Origin of the sequence: Enterococcus sp. AZ040 (genome assembly GCF_050499185.1) — a bacterium.
GTDB classification, from domain to species: Bacteria; Bacillota; Bacilli; order Lactobacillales; family Enterococcaceae; genus Enterococcus_D; species Enterococcus_D entomosocium.
In genome coordinates, this window is the sequence record NZ_JBMHEW010000001.1 from 169,507 (window position 1) to 188,187 (window position 18,681).

Annotated in this window: 20 protein-coding genes; 12 read left to right on the plus strand and 8 right to left on the minus strand. The window is 44.3% G+C overall.

The window, feature by feature from the left end:
* Positions 1-158: 158 nt before the first annotated feature.
* Positions 159-1,010, minus strand: a complete 852-nt coding sequence (locus IGK63_RS00790; RefSeq protein ID WP_016611586.1) for a LysR family transcriptional regulator — start codon at positions 1,008-1,010, stop codon at positions 159-161.
* Between the two features lie 65 nt (positions 1,011-1,075).
* On the opposite strand from IGK63_RS00790, the gene IGK63_RS00795 reads away from it, so the two are divergent.
* Positions 1,076-2,098: a YeiH family protein gene (locus IGK63_RS00795; protein WP_016619553.1), complete on the plus strand. Its 1,023-nt coding sequence runs from the start codon at positions 1,076-1,078 to the stop codon at positions 2,096-2,098.
* A gap of 165 nt (positions 2,099-2,263) precedes the next feature.
* On the opposite strand, the gene IGK63_RS00800 is transcribed toward IGK63_RS00795, so the two are convergent.
* Entirely contained in the window at positions 2,264-3,031 is a 768-nt protein-coding gene (locus tag IGK63_RS00800) for a DeoR/GlpR family DNA-binding transcription regulator (RefSeq protein WP_005232717.1), read from the minus strand.
* 332 nt (positions 3,032-3,363) lie between these two features.
* On the opposite strand from IGK63_RS00800, the gene ulaG reads away from it, so the two are divergent.
* The 7 genes from ulaG to araD are packed head-to-tail and all read left to right on the plus strand — an operon-like array spanning position 3,364 to position 8,996.
* A complete protein-coding gene (gene ulaG / locus IGK63_RS00805) occupies positions 3,364-4,428 on the plus strand; it encodes an L-ascorbate 6-phosphate lactonase (protein ID WP_016611583.1) in 1,065 nt (354 codons plus the stop codon).
* A 47-nt stretch (positions 4,429-4,475) separates the two neighbouring features.
* Positions 4,476-4,949: a PTS sugar transporter subunit IIA gene (locus IGK63_RS00810; protein ID WP_005232715.1), complete on the plus strand. Its 474-nt coding sequence runs from the start codon at positions 4,476-4,478 to the stop codon at positions 4,947-4,949.
* Positions 4,950-6,416 (plus strand): PTS ascorbate transporter subunit IIC, encoded by a 1,467-nt coding sequence (locus IGK63_RS00815; RefSeq protein WP_016611581.1) that lies wholly within the window; start codon positions 4,950-4,952, stop codon positions 6,414-6,416.
* Between the two features lie 23 nt (positions 6,417-6,439).
* On the plus strand, positions 6,440-6,733 hold the full coding sequence (locus IGK63_RS00820; RefSeq protein WP_008376531.1) for a PTS sugar transporter subunit IIB: 294 nt from the start codon (positions 6,440-6,442) through the stop codon (positions 6,731-6,733).
* Between the two features lie 60 nt (positions 6,734-6,793).
* The gene (locus IGK63_RS00825) at positions 6,794-7,432 is read left to right on the plus strand and encodes a 3-keto-L-gulonate-6-phosphate decarboxylase UlaD (protein ID WP_034872090.1); all 639 of its coding nucleotides are present in this window, start codon (positions 6,794-6,796) and stop codon (positions 7,430-7,432) included.
* A gap of 6 nt (positions 7,433-7,438) precedes the next feature.
* Complete coding sequence (locus IGK63_RS00830; RefSeq protein WP_016611579.1) at positions 7,439-8,338, plus strand: L-ribulose-5-phosphate 3-epimerase; 900 nt, start codon at positions 7,439-7,441, stop codon at positions 8,336-8,338.
* Complete coding sequence (gene araD / locus IGK63_RS00835) at positions 8,310-8,996, plus strand: L-ribulose-5-phosphate 4-epimerase AraD (protein WP_016611578.1); 687 nt, start codon at positions 8,310-8,312, stop codon at positions 8,994-8,996. The genes IGK63_RS00830 and araD overlap by 29 nt, the downstream gene beginning before the upstream one ends.
* Positions 8,997-9,039: 43 nt before the next feature.
* Here the strand turns inward: araD and IGK63_RS00840 are convergent, their stop codons facing one another.
* The 6 genes from IGK63_RS00840 to IGK63_RS00865 all read right to left on the minus strand — a co-directional run bounded on the left by IGK63_RS00840 (position 9,040) and on the right by IGK63_RS00865 (position 15,060).
* Positions 9,040-9,543: a GNAT family N-acetyltransferase gene (locus tag IGK63_RS00840; RefSeq protein ID WP_005232701.1), complete on the minus strand. Its 504-nt coding sequence runs from the start codon at positions 9,541-9,543 to the stop codon at positions 9,040-9,042.
* A 205-nt stretch (positions 9,544-9,748) separates the two neighbouring features.
* The gene (locus IGK63_RS00845) at positions 9,749-11,188 is read right to left on the minus strand and encodes a 6-phospho-beta-glucosidase (protein WP_034872089.1); all 1,440 of its coding nucleotides are present in this window, start codon (positions 11,186-11,188) and stop codon (positions 9,749-9,751) included.
* Positions 11,189-11,220: 32 nt separating this feature from the next.
* A complete protein-coding gene (locus IGK63_RS00850; protein WP_008376519.1) occupies positions 11,221-12,531 on the minus strand; it encodes a PTS sugar transporter subunit IIC in 1,311 nt (436 codons plus the stop codon).
* A 159-nt stretch (positions 12,532-12,690) separates the two neighbouring features.
* The gene (locus tag IGK63_RS00855; RefSeq protein ID WP_005232695.1) at positions 12,691-13,449 is read right to left on the minus strand and encodes a MurR/RpiR family transcriptional regulator; all 759 of its coding nucleotides are present in this window, start codon (positions 13,447-13,449) and stop codon (positions 12,691-12,693) included.
* Between the two features lie 57 nt (positions 13,450-13,506).
* Positions 13,507-14,433, minus strand: a complete 927-nt coding sequence (locus tag IGK63_RS00860) for an ROK family protein (RefSeq protein ID WP_016611574.1) — start codon at positions 14,431-14,433, stop codon at positions 13,507-13,509.
* A gap of 75 nt (positions 14,434-14,508) precedes the next feature.
* Positions 14,509-15,060, minus strand: coding sequence for a GNAT family N-acetyltransferase (locus tag IGK63_RS00865; RefSeq protein ID WP_005232691.1), 552 nt, complete (start codon positions 15,058-15,060; stop codon positions 14,509-14,511).
* Positions 15,061-15,381: 321 nt separating this feature from the next.
* Between IGK63_RS00865 and IGK63_RS00870 the strand changes: the two genes are divergently transcribed.
* From IGK63_RS00870 to IGK63_RS00885, 4 genes are all read left to right on the plus strand, one after another.
* Entirely contained in the window at positions 15,382-15,750 is a 369-nt protein-coding gene (locus IGK63_RS00870) for a YxeA family protein (protein WP_016611572.1), read from the plus strand.
* Between the two features lie 296 nt (positions 15,751-16,046).
* Positions 16,047-17,393, plus strand: coding sequence for an amino acid permease (locus IGK63_RS00875; protein WP_008376509.1), 1,347 nt, complete (start codon positions 16,047-16,049; stop codon positions 17,391-17,393).
* Between the two features lie 106 nt (positions 17,394-17,499).
* A complete protein-coding gene (locus tag IGK63_RS00880; protein WP_008376507.1) occupies positions 17,500-17,928 on the plus strand; it encodes a DUF1761 domain-containing protein in 429 nt (142 codons plus the stop codon).
* 243 nt (positions 17,929-18,171) lie between these two features.
* The gene (locus tag IGK63_RS00885; RefSeq protein ID WP_086316758.1) at positions 18,172-18,672 is read left to right on the plus strand and encodes a hypothetical protein; all 501 of its coding nucleotides are present in this window, start codon (positions 18,172-18,174) and stop codon (positions 18,670-18,672) included.
* Positions 18,673-18,681 lie beyond the last annotated feature (9 nt).

The following is an 18,681-nucleotide window of genomic DNA, read 5'->3' on the forward strand; positions in this document are numbered from 1 at the left end:
AAGGGGAACGTTAGAGCCCATAGCCAGTACTCCTCATTTTAGCACAAATTTCTTAAGAAACAATCAATCGGACCAGATCAGCAGCGAGGAAGCGTAATCGTAAGAAAAGGTTAAGAAATCCCACGAGGCGGTGGTTCCCCCAAAAAATCAGTTTGTTATTATACGCTTGCCACCTGTGAGGGATCGTTTTGCGACCACTCCTGAATGAAGGTCCGCAATCCCTCGATGGCTGGTTCTGTGACTACTTTGCGCTGGATTAAGTAAAATTGGCGCTCAAAGTTTTTATCCAGCAGTTGATAGCCAATGCCGTGGGAGGCTCGCTTGGAAAGGATCGAACAGCCGAAGCCTTGTTTCAGCAAAGCGACAATCAATTCATTGCTGGCGATCTCGATGATCGGTCCTTGAATGTTCTGTTCCTCCAGATAGCGCTTAGTGTAATAGTAGACACCAGAACTCGCTTCTCGGACGAGCCAAGGACCGGTTTGGGGATCGCCAGCTAAGACGAGCTGATCTTTCAAAATCGGAAAACGCAAAATACTCGGTGCGGATAAGGGTTTTTCAATGATCCCTAAATCCAGTTGATGTTGTTCAAGCGCTGTTAAGACTTCAGCGGAGTTCATCATCGATACCCGAAAACGTACCGTGGGAAAGGCGTTGTATAAAGCAATCATCAAGTTAGGCATCAAGGCCATCGCATAGGTATGAGAGATGCCTAGGGCACAGTGGCTTTGGTGCTGCGTGTTGGTATGGATCTCGCTGGTGATCGTCGACCACTCATCCAATAAATTCAGTGCCTTTTCGTAAAGGTACTCTGCTTGGGGTGTGGCGATCACGTTTTTGCGACCATTGCGTAAAAAGAGCGGTGTATCCAGGTCTTGTTCCAACTGCTTGATTTGAGCAGAAACCGTGGGCTGCGAAATAAATAGCAATTCGGCAGCTTTCGAAAAATTTTTCGTTTCATAGACCATCTTAAAAGTCTCCAATAATTTTAACATTGCAATCCCTTCCATTAGAAAATTCAATCATAACTATTATACCAATAAATCCTACTGATCGGTCAATCTGTGTATAATGGATGTTATATGAAAGGATGAAAGCAATGAAGCAACGACAAACAGCTTTGATACTTCCCGGTTTGTTCCTGTCCTTTTCGGTAGCCGTCATCGCCCGAATCATGGCTTTGGCTGTGCCAAAATTAGGGGGAGCAACCCTTGCTATTTTATTAGGAATCATTTTAGGAAATACACTGTTCAAGCAAGAACGCTATCAAGTCGGGACGAAGGTTGCGGAAAGTCGTCTCCTAGAATATTCGGTGGTTTTGCTGGGCTTTACCGTCACTTTCCAGACTATCAGTGAAATGGGTCTTCGGGGCTTTCTCTTTATTTTGCTGATGATGAGCTTGGTCATTACCGCTGCTTATTTGATAGGGAAAAAAATGGGCTTTAATCAAAAGATGAGCCTGATGATGGCAGGCGGCAATGCTGTCTGTGGGTCCTCTGCGATTGCGGCGATCGCACCAGCCATTGATGCCGATGATGAAGAAAAAGGGCAGATCATCACCTTGGTCAATCTTTTAGGAACGGTGATGATGCTGACGCTGCCGTTTTTAGGCTTGGCCTTATACGGCGATGATCTATTGCAAAAAAGCGCCTTACTTGGCGGCACACTGCAATCCGTCGGGCAAGTCGTGGCGGGGGCTAGTTTGATTGATGCCGACACCGTCAAATACGCGATGCTCTTTAAAATCGCGCGCATCATCATGTTGGCAGTCGTCGTCATTGTTTTTGAACGAATGACGACAAAGACCCCCACCAAAACCAAAGGCAAAGGTAAGCTACGGCTGCCAATCCCTTGGTATGTGTTGGGCTTCTTGACCATCTGTATCTTGAACAGCTTCTTGCCGCTGCCTAGCTGGTTGAATGAGGGTGCTCATTTTATCAGTACGTGGTTTGAAACAACGGCGTTGGCAGCCATCGGTTTGCGCCTGGATTTCCGCAAGTTTTTAAAAGAAGGACCGCGCTTTTTATTCTATGGTCTTTCCGTTGGAGCCGTCCAAACCGTGGGTGCTGTTGCGTTGATTTGGTTGCTGCGGCTCTAATTCACACGAGGCACATCCCATAAAGCACGTTTGAAGCGTACGATTGTTTAACGAAAAAAGCCACGACGGTTGATCGAAGGGCACGCTTTGCTGTTTCTGTTGGAAGAGGCAGCAAGGCGTGGCTTTTCAGATCAACTGTCGGGCTTTTTTTAGCGACAAAGATGGTTAGACGGGAACTTGGATGACTTGAACACCTTGTTGCTCAATCAAGTCGATGACTTTGGGATCAGAATAATGGTCGGTGATCAGCAGATCGATAGCCGCAATTGCGCCAATCGTAAAATTGGATTGCTTACCGATTTTTCGATAATCCGCGATAACGATCAACTTGCCAGAATTTTCGATGATTTTCGCATTGACTTTGGCTTCGTGGATCACTGAAGTGGAAATGCCGGTCTGTAAATCTAACCCACTACAACCAATGATCGTAACATCAGAACGAACATGAGAAAACGACTCCACGGCGATATCCCCTGACAAGGCCGCTTTAGGATAGCGTATTTCGCCGCCACTTAAAACGATCGTTGATTTTGGATGGTGTTCCATTTGGATCACACTTGTATTGTTCGTCAACAAACTGATTCGTTTGTCTGTGAGATGGCGCAACGTTTGAGCGGCGCTAGTACTCGTATTGACGAAAAGGGTATCGCCATCTTTTACTTGGCGAGCCGCTTCTTTGGCTAGTCGATCTTTGATGTACTCGATCGAGTCGGTGGGATGCGCTTCATCTTCATAAGCTTCACAGTATTCGATTTTTCCGTGGGTTTGTTTGATCTGACCCATCTCACTCAGTACGGTACAGTCTCTGCGGATCGTCATCTCTGATACTCCCAACTGATGACTGAGGGTCTTCACATCAGAAAAACCAGATGTTTTTATCAGATCGATCAATTGTTTTCTCCTTTGCCTCACTTCTTCATTGGAACGTTTCACGATACTTCCTCCTTACATGCGCTTTATTCTATTCTTGTCTTTCATCGTTTATCCAGATTGCGATTGCCTTTGCATAGCAAAAACCTTCTCGCCTCATTCTCGCAAGTTCAAGTGATGATCCCACACCACTTGTTGAGAAGCAACGATGTGTTTGTTGTTTCTTCTTTCGAACTCATTTTAACATATCCCCTATACATTACCATATATATTAAATAATCACATTTATTTATGGGTTAATTAACATATAATAAGCTAAATTAACATAAAACTAGATTGAAAGCGTTTTTCTATATGTTAGAATCAAAGTGTAAATAAGCAAGGGAGGAATAAGAATGGCACATGTAAATGATGTTTCGAAAGAGAGTTGGCTTTTAAATACGTTTCCAGAATGGGGGACCTATTTGAACGAAGAGATTGAAAATGAGCTTGTGAAAGAAGGCACAGTTTCCATGTGGTGGCTAGGCTGTACGGGTATTTGGCTGAAGAGTGCGGAAGGAACCAATATTTTATGCGACCTTTGGTGTGGCACTGGCAAGCGCAGTCATGGGAATGGGCAAATGAAAAAAGGCCATCAAATGATGCGAATGAGTGGTGTACAAGAAATGCAGCCTAACCTACGGACTCAGCCCTTTGTGATCGATCCATTTGCAATCAAAGGAGTGGGTGCGTTAGTGGTGACCCACATCCATTCCGATCATTTAGACATCAATACCGCAGCCGCAGTCCATCAAAATTGTCCAGAAGCAAAATTCGTCGGTCCCCATGAAGTCGTTGCAACTTGGTTGAAATGGGGAATACCAGAAGAAAAAACCATCGTGGTCAAACCGGGGGATGAAGTGACTATTGGGCAGGTGAAAATCGTCGCTTTAGAAGCATTCGATCGAACCGCTCTGATTACTTGTGAAGATCCGGATACCAGCTTGAAAGGAAAAATGCCACAGGACATGGATCGTATCGCAGTCAATTACTTGTTTGAGACTTCCGGTGGGGCGATTTATCATGCAGGAGATTCTCATTATTCGAATGTATTTGCTAAACATGGGAATCAGTACAAGATCGATGTTTGCTTAGGTGCATATGGCGAAAACCCGCGGGGCATCACCGACAAAGTTACATCAGTCGATATGTTGCGGATGGCCGAATCCCTCAATGCCAAAGTGGTGATTCCCGTACATTATGATATCTGGTCCAATTTTATGGCTGATCCAAAAGAGATCACCGAGATTTGGAAGTTTAAAAAAGATCGTTTGAACTATGAGTTTAAACCGTATATTTGGCAAGTTGGCGGCAAATTCACCTACCCAACGAATAAAGATGATCTTGAATTTAATTTCTATCGTGGCTTCAAAGATGTTTTTTCGGTCGACAATGATACGCCATTCCCTTCTTTCTTATAAAAGAAGGGGGGATGCTGCAAAAGCCAAATTTGAAAGGAGCAAACGTAATGCTGCGTTATTTTTATGAAAATGAGTTGGTTGCAATCAACCATGAACAGCCCGAAGACTGGGAAGCTGCTATCTGGGCGAGTGGCGAAGGATTAAAGCAAAAGGCGTTGATTACGGATCAGTACATTGAAGATGTCATTCGGGATGTCCATCAATACGGTCCTTATATTGTGATCATTCCCAAAGTAGCCATGCCCCATTCTTCAGCAGAAAGCAAAGGCGTCTTAGGAACAGGGATCGGGCTGACGATTTTTCCAGCGCCCGTCTCGTTTCAGGAAGATAATCCGGACAAGGAGGCGCAGTTGTTCTTTATGCTCGCTGCCAAAAACGCTGAAGCACATATGAACAATATCGCTGGTTTATCAGAGATGTTGATGGAAGAGGGGCTGGTAGAAGATCTATTAGGTGTAAAAACGATGGCAGATTTTGAAATGGTGATGGAGAAATATGACCAAAAAGAAAGCAGGGATTAGATGGAAGTGGTAGGAGATTTCTTATTGAGATGCTGGGATTACTTTGCTCAGAATATTTTGATGCAGCCAGCTTTTTTGATCGGTTTTATTGTACTGATCGGTTACTTACTATTGAAACGGCCGTTTGTTGAATGTGTCGCAGGTTTCTTAAAAGCCACCGTTGGTTACTTGATTTTGACGATTGGCTCTGGTGGATTGGTCAATAATTTCCGTCCGATCTTGGTGGGGCTTAAGGAGCGTTTTGAATTAGATGCGATGGTCACTGACCCGTATTTTGGTCAAAATGCGATCACCGCCGGCATTGAAGAACGATTCGGACGCACCTTTGGTGACACGATGCTCTTATTATTGATTGCCTTTGTTTTTAATATCTTACTCGTTCGCTTTAAAAAATATACGAAGCTGCGGGCCGTCTTTACTACTGGAAATGTGCAAGTACAGCAAGCCGCAACGGCCTTTTGGTTACTGCTATTTTGTTTTCCAGACTTGGGTCGGATCGAAGTCTTACTTGTCATGGGCTTGATCTTAGGCTGCTATTGGGCGGTTGGTTCCAATTTGACCGTGGGCATCTGTCAAGATTTGACGGAAGGTGCTGGTTTTGCGATTGCCCATCAACAGATGTTTGGTGTTTATTTCTTTGCGAGACTTGCGGAACGGTTCAAAAAGAACAAATCCAATCGGAAATTAGAAGATGTCGAACTACCGGGTTTTTTATCGGTCTTCAATGAAAATATGGTATCGACTTCGATCCTGATGCTCTTTTTCTTCGGTATCATTTTAGTGACACTTGGACAAGATTATTTAATAACAGCAGGATTTATGGCAGAAGGACAAAGTTTCTTATTTTATATTTTACAAACATCACTGATGTTTGCCGTCTACTTAGCAATTCTTCAATTAGGTGTGCGCACCTTCGTTTCCGAATTGACCGAGTCATTTCAAGGAATCTCAAATACGATTTTACCAGGTGCTGTTCCGGGGATCGATATCGCGGCAACCTTTGCCTTTGGTTCACCAAATGCTGTGACGGTGGGCTTTTTATTCGGTGCATTAGGACAATTTTTAATGATTGCTTTACTGATTTTGTTCCGGTCACCAACGATCGTGATTGCCGGGTTTATCCCACTGTTCTTTGATAATGCAGCGATTGCCGTTTTTGCCAACAACCGTGGAGGTATCAAGGCGGCTTGTCTTTTCCCATTCTTATCAGGCATCATTCAGATCGGTGGTTCGGCCTTGATCGCTACTTGGGTAGGATTGTCCCAATATGGCGGCTATCTTGGTATGTTCGACTGGGCGACCGTCTGGCCATTCTTTACAGTATTGATGAAATTCTTAGGCATCATTGGTGTGGTTCTTGTGGTGGTGATCTTATTAGTGATTCCGCAATTGCAGTACCGCAGAGATCCAGAAGGATATTTCTTGATCGTAGATGATTACGATGCGTATGTAGAAAAACAAAAATAATGAATTCTTAGGAGGAAAAAACGATGAGAGTATTAGTATCTTGTGCAAATGGATCAGGAACAAGTTTGATGATGATGCGGAGTGTTGAAAAAGCTTTGAAGTCTGAAGGGATCACAATCACCTCTATCCACCACTGCGCGATTTCTGAAGGCAAAAGCACCGCCAAGAATTACGATGTGGTCTTTACGCCAATGAACTTTGTCAATATGTTCGATAAAGCAAAAGAAAAGGGCGTAACAGTAATCGGGGTCAGAAATGTGATGTCTCCAAAAGAAATCATTGAGCGGGTCAGAGAAGCGGGTCTTTCAAAGGAGTAGTCAGCGTAACAGGATGTGGCAAAACAAAAAGGTTGGTCAAACAAAAGAGAGGGGAATTTCATGAGCAGACCAAAACTACAGATTGCTTGCGATCACTCCGATTTAGCTAGTGCACTGGCAGATATCAAAAAAGTCGGCGATGTGGTTGATATTATTGAAGCAGGGACTATTTTATTGTTGCAAGAAGGAGAACAGGTATTACGCTGTTTCCGAGCAATGTATCCGGAGAAGTTGATCGTAGCAGACACAAAATGTGCCGATGCCGGTGGGACGGTCGCCAAAAACTGCCAGCAAGCTGGCGCGGATTATATGACCGTGATTTGTGCAGCAACGATCCCAACAATGAAGGCAGCGGCAAAAGAAATTGCTGAGATCCAAGTAGAATTATATGGTGACTGGACCTACCAGCAAGCACAGCAGTGGCTAGATGCCGGCATCTCACAAGCCATCTATCATCAAAGTCGTGACGCATTGTTAGCTGGTGAAACATGGGGAGAAAAAGATTTAACGAAAGTCCGTAAATTGATCGATATGGGGTTTCGAGTGTCCGTCACGGGAGGATTGAGCGTCGAGACGTTGGCTCTGTTTGCTGGCATTGATGTGTATACCTTTATCACAGGACGAGGCATCACTGCCGCTGACGATCCGCAACAAGCAGCAGTTGATTTCAAGCAAGAGATTTTACGGATTTGGGGGTAGTTTTCTATGAGTTTGATCGGTCTATATGAAAAAGCAACACCCAAAGCCCTTTCTTGGCCGAAACGATTGCAGTTTGTCAAAGACCGAGGTTTCGACTTCATTGAAATGTCCATCGATGAATCCGATGAACGCTTGGCACGCCTAGAGTGGAACCAAGCACAGCGCAAAGAGATCGTCGAGGCAATCTATGACTCGGGGATCAAAATCTTGTCTTTATGTCTCAGTGGACATCGGCGGTTTCCCTTTGGTTCGATCGATGAAAAAAAGCGCAAGCACGCGATGCATCTGATGGAAAAAGCCATCGACTTGGCTTCAGATTTGGGTATTCGCTGCATCCAATTAGCCGGATACGATGTGTATTATGAGGAAAAAAGTCTTTGTAGCCGCGAATGGTTCATTGCCAATCTAAAAGAAGCCGTCGCCAGGGCGTCTGAAAAGGGGGTCGTTTTGTCACTAGAGATCATGGATGATCCGTTTCTGAATTCTATCTCAAAGTATTTACGGATCAAGGAGCAGATCCCTTCACCCTATCTACAAGTCTATCCAGATGTCGGGAACCTGTCGGCCTGGCCAGAAAATGATGTCGGTTATGAATTAGAAAAAGGCATTTGCGAGATTACCCAGATTCATTTGAAAGATACATTGGCGGTCTCAGATAAGTTTCGAGGAAAGTTTAAAGAAGTACCGTTTGGCACTGGGTGTGTTGATTTTGATGGCTGCTTACGCACGCTGAAGCGGTTGAATTATAACGGTTCTTTTGTCATCGAGATGTGGAGTGAGACGAGCGCTGACCCGATTGGGGAGATTGAACAAGCCAAAGCATATTTATTACCAAAACTAAAGGAGGTCGGTTACCTTGATCAATCAGCTTCAATTGATGAAAGAGCGAGTTTATCAAGCCAATAAGAGACTACCTGAGGAAGGGCTAGTAAAGCTGACTTGGGGAAATGTTAGTGAGATTGATCGAGATTTAGGGATCATCGTCATTAAACCAAGTGGTGTTGATTATAAGAAGATGACGGTTGATTCAATGGTGGTTTGCGACTTAACGGGAACACCGAAAGAGGCGAAGACGTTGAAGCCTTCCTCGGATATCAAAACCCATGCGCTATTGTATAAGCACTTCGAAGGCGTCAAGGCGATCGTCCATACGCATTCGACAAATGCGGTAAAATGGGCGCAAGCACAGCGAGACATTCCTGCATATGGAACGACGCATGCGGATACTTTTTATGGTAGTGTCCCTTGTACACGACCATTACGGGCCTCTGAGGTAACGGCAGACTATGAAAAAGAAACCGGCAAAGTCATTGTCGAGACGTTTGAAAAGCGGGGATTAGATCCGCTTGCATGCCCAGCTGTCCTCACAGCGGGACACGGTCCCTTTACTTGGGGGCAATCTGCGGAACAAGCGGTCAGCAATAGTATTGTTTTAGAAGAGGTTGCAGAAATGGCACTAGGTACCGAAGCTTTGACCTTAGAGCGAACACCGATCGCTGATTATTTGCTGGATAAACATTATTTCCGCAAGCATGGCGAACATGCTTATTATGGACAAGGATAACGTAAAAGCAGCCATTCCTAGCGATCAAGGAATGGCTGCTGTTCTATTCGTTTTCTTCAACGAGTGTTTTCACATAAAAGCGATCCATCGTGGTATGCTGTGCCGCCAATAGTGGCTGGGACAATGCGCGATAGCCGGCTTTTTGATAGACATGCAAGGCAGCTTCTAAAGAATGATGGGATTCTAAATAGAGTTGCCGATAGCCTAGTTCAAAAGCTTTGGCCTCGATCTTCGCCAGCAGGGGATAGCTGAGACGCTGCCCTTTGGCGGCATCACTAAGATAAAATTTTTGCAGCTCGGCGATTTGCCCTTCTGAATCATAAGCGGCAAGACCACCGCCGCCTAAAAGGGTACCCGATTCATCGGTGACGACAAAATAATGGCGGCTAGCAGGATCTGCTGCATAAAATTCACTTAAGTGGTCTAACTCGGGATCAAAATAGGCAGTTCCTGGAACCGCCAACTGGTGGTTGGTCAAGCTTTTGCGAATGATAGCAGCTAATGGCGCATCATCTTGAGATTGGATTGGACGAAATATCGGCTTCATGCAGTTCCTCCTTAACGTAAAAGTAAATGAATAGCTATAGTGTACCACAAGCATCGAGGTAGTGTTTAGTGATGATAAGAAAAGCCATCCTCGCAATGGCGCACCTCTTTAATAAGAAAACCGCCCCTCGTTGCCAGGCTCCTAATGTAAAAAGGAGGATGGCGAAACGAGGGGGCGGTTTTTGTGTTAGTCATGGAAGCAGTAATTAGAGCGTTTCACCATTAGAGGCGATTACTTGCTGGTACCACGCAAAGGAATCTTTTTTCAAACGATTCAAGGTTCCTTTGCCGGTATTGTCTTTGTCGACATAGATCATGCCATAGCGTTTCTCCATTTCGCCGCTGCCGAAGCTGACGATATCAATGATCCCCCAAGGCGTATAACCTAATAGCGGTACACCATCTTCAACCACCGCTTTTTCCATCTGTTCGATATGCTCTTTCAGGTAAGTGATGCGGTAGTCATCATGGACTTGCTGTTCATTGGTTAATTGATCGTAAGCACCAAAGCCATTTTCTACGATAAATAGCGGCAAGTCATAGCGTTGATAGATCGTATTTAACACATAGCGCAACCCGACTGGATCGATAGGCCAGCCCCAATCAGAAGCACTGATATAAGGATTACTCACGATTTTTGCTCCCGGGATATCCTCAGTTGGTGTGCCAGCCACTTCATCAAGGGTTGAGATCGTTCCTGACATGTAATAGCTGAACCCAATATAATCAACGGTTCCCGCTTTTAATAGCGCTTGTTCCTCGGGCGTGATCTCAATCGTGATGCCTTTTTTTGCCCAATATTTTTGCACATAGGTTGGGATCTTGCCTCGTACGTGGACGTCGCTGTAAAAATAGCGCCGTTCATTGGCTTTGACGGATGCCATCAAATCAGCTGGCGCACAAGAGTAGGGGTAGACCGGGACATAGGCCATCATACAACCAATCTGAAACTCTGGATTGATTTTTTTGCCTTCGATCACGGCTGCCGCACTGGCAATCAACTCATTGACGCCCGCTTGAAAGACGAGTGCTTCTTTTTGACTGTCATCCTCGATGATCATGGCAGAATTGGTCCAAACGTGCAGCGGCTCTTGCCCATCTGCTTGATTATTGATCTCATTGAAAGTCATCCAATACGTCACTTTGTCATGATACCGTTGAAAAACAGTCTTAGCGAATTTGACAAAGAGGGGAATCACTTCTTTGTTAGCAAACCCACCAAATTCTTCATAGAGGGCATAAGGCATTTCAAAGTGAGACAAAGTGATGACGGGTTCGATGCCATTTGCCTGCAATTCGTCGAAAAGATCATCGTAGTATTGGAGACCGGCTTCATTTGGTTCTTCTTCTGTTCCAGTTGGATAGATCCGGCTCCAAGAAATCGATGTCCGTAGACATTTCAAGCCCAGTTCTTTGAATAACTGGATATCTTCTTTGTAACGGTGATAAAAGTCAATGGCTTCATGGTTCGGGTAATATTCCCCTTCAATGACTCCTTTGGTGATTTTACGGGGAATACCGTTGCCACCGGCCGTCATGACATCGGCGGTACTCATTCCACGGCCAGCAACATTCCAAGCGCCTTCCGCTTGATGGGCAGCGATCGCGCCGCCCCATAAAAAATCTTTCGGCATTTTTGCGGACATAAATTTCATTCCTCCTCGACTCATTCGTTTGCTTATAATTCTACTTTCTGGGAACGGTTAGAGGCGATCACGAAAGGCAAATAGATCAAGACCGAAATCGCAAGACAAACGACACCGACAACCGCAGCGATCGCATTTCCTCCAGTTCCTAAAAAGAGATTAATGATTCCTGGGGTCGTCCATGGTACCCCAATCGCTGGGGTCGGCATGATCGGCCAGACAACAGTGACAAAATAACCCACCAAAATATTGACCATTGGTGTCAAAATAAACGGAATGATCATGATTGGATTCAAGACGATCGGTAGACCGAAGATCATCGGTTCATTGATTTGGAAAATTCCTGGAACTAAGGACATCTTAGCGATCTCACGTTGTTCTGGACGTTTTGAAGCGATGAAGATCGCAATGATCAAGCCCAATGTCATACCAGTTCCGCCCATATTTGCGAACATATCATTTAAAACGCCCCAGGTTTCTTTGTAAGGAACGTCCCACAAGGAGCCGCCCTGGTTGATAAAGTCTAGGTTAGCTAGATCTTGTTCGGTAAAAATCGCTGAACGAACCGCATTCAATGTGTTTGGTCCATGGATCCCAATCGCAAACAACGTGGTTTGCAAAAATGCCAAGATCAAGACACCGACGACATTGCCCCCCAGATCCCGCAATGGACTTTGGATCCCGTTGTAAATAAGTTCATTGATGCCTTCCGGTGCAATCATTAAAACTAAGAAATTGATCAAAGCAGTGACTGCCACGATGATCACGATCGGAATCATGCCAGAAAAGGAACGGGAAACAGCTGGTGGTACCATTTCAGGCATTTTGATCTGCAATCGTTTGACCTTGAAAAGCTTCGGTAAGAATTCACCGACCAAACAAGCCACGATCATAGCTACAAACAACCCTTGGGCGCCTAAATATTGTGTGGAGATCACATTGACATCATCTACTGCAAAGGAGGTCGGGTACAAGATCATAAAGGCAGCGACACTTGTCAAACCAACTAGCGTAGCATCTGCTTGGAAATGCTTGGCTAAAAGTTGGGCAACAAGAAACGCAATGAATAAACTCATGATGTTGATGGTCCCGTTCGCCACGGAAGCTAGAACTTGCTGGGCGCTTTCCAGATTAGGAAAAAGCCGATTCAGTTGAAATAATTGCACGATGAAACTTTCATTGGAAAATAAAATATTGTTGACCAAAATAACGAGAGAAGAAGCGATGGTCAGTGGGAAAATCAGCATGAATGCATCCCGGATCGCTGCTACGTGGCGTTGATTGTTCAACTTTGTTGCGATTGGTACCAACGAGCGGTCTAACAGGTCATTGAATTTTTGCATAATAATAACACCTTTCCTTAATTGATGCCATCATTATAGCGAATGAAAGCGGCTAAAAGTAAGCGGATACGGATTCCGTACATATCTCTCAAGAAATGAAAAAAATTCCGCATCCGGAACACAGTGTTACAAAAAAAGATGGTTCAGTAAACTGAACCATCAAGGGTTGGAACGATAATCTTGTAAATAGCCGATCAGTGTTTCTAAAATCGCTACTGAAGGCAATTGACTAGTCAAATCAAGAAAGATGTCTTTGCGTTCCTCTTTGATCGCATACTCGATCGAATAATCGCACAGGCGTGCCAACGTACTTTCCCGATTAGGGGTAATGCAGTATTTCTGCACGATCGCTTGATTGTCTAAACCGGTAATGACTTCGATCAGTTCTTTGGTTTCACCAGAGACACTCAGAAAAACCAAAACATTTTTTTGATCTTTTCGCAAAAAGCTTTTGATTGGGTAGGTCAGCTCATCAATGCTGATACTAAAGTAACCGAGACTGGCTAGCTTGCGGGCAACGTATTGCGCGATCGCACCGGATGCCCCCATCCCCATAAATAAGATCAAATCGGCATCCCGCATCGCTTCGGCAAGTTTTCGTATTTGGTATTCCGCATCAGGGTGGAAGATCTGCATATTCAAGCCTTTGATGCGCGCTTCTAAACCTAAGTGTTCAGGATGCGCGTCAAAATGGGCTTTTTCTAAATGATTTTTGATATAGAAGCGAAATTCTGGAAACGACTGAAAGCCGACTTTTTGAATAAAACGAAAGACCGAAGTCGAAGAGACATGAGCATCATCGGCAATGTCGCGCACACGCATATACGGGATCTTTTCTAAGTGATTGACGATAAAACGGTAGATTTCTTGTTCTACCGCAGAGAGCTTGTTCAAGTTTAATTGTTCAAAAAGCGCCATGCTGGTTCCTCGCTGTCCTAGATAATCAATTTACACCAGTATAGCATATCCGAACTTTTAACGGTGCAGCTGTTGGTGGATCTGATAGACTGCGCCGATCAAGCCGGCATCGTTTTTTAGTTTCGCTGGACGAACAGGCGCGATGGTTTGTCCGCGCAAATAATTAATCGCTTCATGCCGTGTTTCCGTGATCGTCAAGCGAGCCTGCAGGCGTTCCCAGAAATAAGGATTGGCACTGATGCCGCCGCCGATCAATACCAATTCTGGGTCAAAACAGCTAATCAAATTGATCAGTCCTACAGATAAATCCGTTAGAAATTGGTCCGTCAGCTTCAGCGCCAACGCTTCGCCTTGCTGCGCGCGGTCAAAAATCTCTTTGGCGTCTTGGGTGGGTTCAAAGCCAGGAACTGCTGCGCCAGATAAATTGTAGAGGCGAATCAAGCCGCCCACGACGGCAGTTTTTTTATTGATGGAACTTTCCTCGATATTGCCTTCTTCTGGCAGCTGATCAATCACCATCCAGCCAAATTCACCAGCCATGCCATGAGCACCTCGGTAGACTTGATTATTGATCACGATCCCACCGCCTACACCAGTGCCTAGGACAAGACACAAATAGTTGGCTACCTCTTGCGCATTCCCGATCCATTTTTCAGCAATCGCTGCTGCATTGGCATCATTTTCCACCGCCACCGGCAATTCTGTACGCGCTTCCAAGACTGCTTTAAAATTTTCACCATATAACGATTTGATGGCTCCAGCCGTTAACATAAACCCGTCTTTTTGAACGATCCCTGGGGCACTGATCCCAATGCCATCAATCGTGTGGCGGCTCTGGGCATCTTCGATGATCGTGAGTAGATCCTGATAAAACTGGGCTGGCTCATAGCTAGTGGGGATCGCTGATTTTTCAAGGATCACTCCGGTTTCATCTAAAACCCCATATTTAATACTTGTTCCGCCAATATCAAATCCTACGTACATTCTTCTTCCTCACCTTTCAAAACATTGTTGCCTTAAGTGTACCATCTGGCAGGAGGAATTTTTTTCTTTTTTCAGCTATTTTTTGACAGCCGTTTCCGCTGCATCCAAATAAAACAAAATGTCACTTTTGCCTTCCTGATTGGTTCCTTTGTACACCTCCGTATCCAGGCCTCCGATACGAAAGCCTGCTCGCAAGTAAAACAGACAGGCAGAAGGATTGTTGTCCTGCGCTTGTGTATAGATGCCGCGATAGTCTTTGGCAAGGGCCGCTTTCAGTGCCTGTTGGATCAACAGTTGACCGATTCCTTGCTTGCGGTAGTCTGTGTTGACCTTTAAGTCATAGAGGTACAGATACTTGAAAAAAGCGTCTTGAACGATCGCTAAGCCAATGCATTTTCCATCATCATAAGCACCGATAAACAGACTGTTTCGGCTCATTTCATCATAGCAATAATTTTCATCTGGGAAACGCATCGTCTGAATGTCTTCAGGTGCAAATTTACAGATCGTGTACTGCCAGTTGCCCTCATTATAAGACGGCAGCATTTTCCCCCATAAGGAGAAGGGTTCGTTTTTCAAGCGGATATCAGCTTGGTGTTCTTGATCGATCAGTTTGATTTCTAGCATGGGACACCTCGGTTTTCTATAGTTTTCAATCATGAGTATTTAAAAGTAAGTTGTTGCAGTTTAGTTTACTACAAAGAATGAAAAATCACGATACTTATTAAACAGTCTGGTCTTCCTGTGAGAAGGGACGTTTTTGTAGGAGTAACTTAGTTGTTTGTCTATACATTTAGGTGGAAAAAGCAGAAAATATTCTATTGATACCTTAGTCACAATGACCGACGGAAAAATACGTCTTAAGTTTGATTATATTTATCGCTTGTTTTTTTATACTGAAGGTAGATAGAAAAAACGGAGGACAATCACTTGAAAAAAGCAATTAGTATGATCCTGCTCGTGTTAACGATCGGGACCGTCACATTGGTTACATGGTCTTATTTTACGAAAGATGATTCCAGCGAACTGGTTCAGCTGGTGGATCGTTTCAATCCTTTCGTACCGGAGAAAAAGGTTTATGTCAAAACATCCAATGAGTATGGCGTGCCGCAAGAACATGATGCCTATGAATATACGCAAGAAGGAATCAATGAAGATGGACAAAAAATAAAAATCACGTTTTGGGCACCACAAAAATTAAAAGAAAATGCCTACCTAGAGCTTGATGCAAAGGGCAAACATGTGGAGTCGTATCAAGAGGTGACCGAGCAGGATCTCCCTGACGCTATCAAAGACGAGTTGGTTACGACCCATTGATCATCGAGCCTGCTTGAAGAAACGGACAGAAAGTCATTTCCCACAAGTTGGGAGATGGCTTTTTTTAGTACCTTCACCTAAAGAAAAGTTCGCCAAGATTTGATTTGGGTGAAAAAGATTAGAGGATGATAGAATTTTCAGAAAAAATAGATAATTTTTTCAATTCTTAGTTGCAATAGCAGAAACGTCTGGTATTCTCTATGAGGTAGTTAAAAAAAATCATTCATATAATTAAAAATAGCAACAGTGAGAGAATCACTGTGTATGAAGGATCAACGGTTTTCGAGGAGGAACGTATGACAGAAAAAAATCAATTAAAAAAACAGATGAAAACCAGACACATCACTATGTTGGCACTAGGTGGCGCAATCGGTGCCGGCCTATTCAAAGGCAGTGGGGAAGCGATCCAGTTAGCGGGGCCTGCGGTCTTGCTAGCGTTTATTTTTTGTGGGCTGATCTTATTTGTCGTCATGACAGGACTGGGACAGTTGGTTTTATCTGACCAAAAACAACATGGCCTTTCGGGCTTAGTCCAGCCGTATCTTGGCTTGCATACAGCTGATTTCATTGATTGGATCTACTGGTCAATGTGGATGATCAACATCATCGCCGAAGCAGTTGCTGCCGCAAGCTTTTTGCAGCTGTGGTTTCCCAATATTCCAGCTTGGATCTTTGTTTTGATTTTGGCACTACTCACGACCATCATCAATTTGTTTTCGGTCCGCTTGTTTGCAGAAACGGAATACTGGCTTTCGTGGGCCAAAATCAGTGTGGTGATTGTGCTGATCTTGGTGGGTCTCTATCTGGTTGCCACGCAAGTCTTTGATCTGGGCTTTTTACCGACGATGAGACAAATGACAGACTATGGTGGTTTTGCCCCTCACGGTCTCAAAGGATTTATCAATTCTTTATTGGTCGTAATCTATTCGTATGGCGGTTCTGAGTTAGTAGCCATCACGATTAGTGAAGCAGAAAATCCAAAAAAAGCGATCCCTCAAGCAATCAAAGGAGTAATGACTCGGATTGCCGCTTTTTACATCATTCCCATGTTTCTTTTACTGATCATTTATCCGTGGAATCAATTAGCAGATCCAAATGTCAGTCCCTTTGTAATGGTGTTTCAAAAAATCCATGTGCCTTTTGCTTCCGACATCGTTAATTTAGTGATCATTTTGGCCTTGTTTTCCTCCATCAATTCTGGGGTCTATGCTTCTTCAAGAACGTTGTTTTTCCGGTTAAGCAACAATGGCCAGAAAAAAAGCCGCTTCACGATGCTGAATAAAAACAGCGTGCCCCAACGAGCGATCATGTTTTGCAGCGGTACTTTATATCTTGGAGTCGTTCTTTCTTACTTTTTAGGCGACAAACTCTTCAATTATCTGGCAGGCTCCCTGTCGTATACTGTATTACTGATTTGGTTGTTGATCAGTGTGGCGGCGTTTGTTTTGGTACGCAAGCAGAAGAAAATGGGCTATACGATTTTTTTGGGTGGGGCGATCCTTGCGTTGCTTTTGCTGTTTGCCGGAATCTTGATCACTAACCCATTAGCGGTTACAGGTTTCACCGCATTGCTGTATACGATCATTTTTCTTAGTTTTTATTGGAACCATCGAAAAATAGGGGACACCAGTGGAAAAAGTTGAAGAACCCTCCCTTAAGGCATAAACTGATGGAGAAGGAACAGCCCGCTTGGCTATTTTTTCGCTTCTCAGGAACATGGCTAAAAATAAAGTAAAGGAGAATACGAAAATGGTTAATTTTTGGACATTGATTTTCGGCACCCTCAGCTGGGTTGTGGTGGAAAGTCTGCTTTACAACCCGATGCATAAGTGGGGCAAGTTTTGGGCGAAAGAATCAGGAATGGCAGAGAAGATGGACGGTCAGCAGATGACGACCGGTGACATGCTCTTTACCTTTGGCGGCACGATTGTTGGTGGGATTCTCTTATCGGCAGCGACCTATCAAGTCGTCTATTGGTTTGCCACATTCGATCATGATGGTTGGCTGATGACCTCCTTGCAAGTCGCTTGCTTATTGTGGCTAGGGGTGTATGGGGTCGCCACCTTCGTGATGGCTGTTTACTCGGGACAGTCCCGTAAATTAGTTGGGCTGCACCTTGTGAATGGGTTTCTAGGAGTGATCGTTTTAGGGCTTGTTGTCGGACTAATTGGACAATAGGCAGCGATCATATCCCAGCGAGAACGTTCAAAGATCTCAACGAATCAATCCTAAAGAAAGCCGATCTTGTCTCGACAAGGTTGGTTTTTTTGTGCGTGAAATTAATCTCACTATAAAAAAAAGCTATAAAAGCAAATTGTTTATGCTATACTGAAAATAACTCAATTTGACAGGAAACACAAACCCACGGGTTTTCGAAAAATCATGAAAGAAGGAAACTTAGGGACAACGAGGAGGGGAAAAATGAAAACGAAAAGCAAGTTAGGTAGAAGAATGTTTGCTACCGTTTGTTTGGCGGTGCTATTTTTTTTGGCAAGCTGCAGCCGCTCAGGGGTTGACTCTGCAGCTGCAAATCAAGTATTGACCAATAGCAACAGTCATCAACAAAATGCCTTGTACGTTTTGGAAGATGGAAAGCTCACCGTCAATAAAACGCTGAGTTTTTTGGTCGATCCGAATCAGGAACCTGCGGACTTGGTAGAAGAACAAGAGGCGCAATTAGTGCAGATCAACGAAACACTGCAAGCAGAGTTTCCCAAAAGCAAAGCACTGACTGCGGCAGACATCGGCACTATGCACACCTTTGAAGTGACAAATGCCCAAGTGATCATTGATCAAGAGAAAAAGGAAGTGCGCATGACTGGCGATGATTTTGAGAAAGTATTCAAAATGGTGGACAACAATGACAAGCGTCTGATCGATGATGAACAAAACGAGTACGAGTTTTCTTACGATGAGAAATAGCAAGTGACA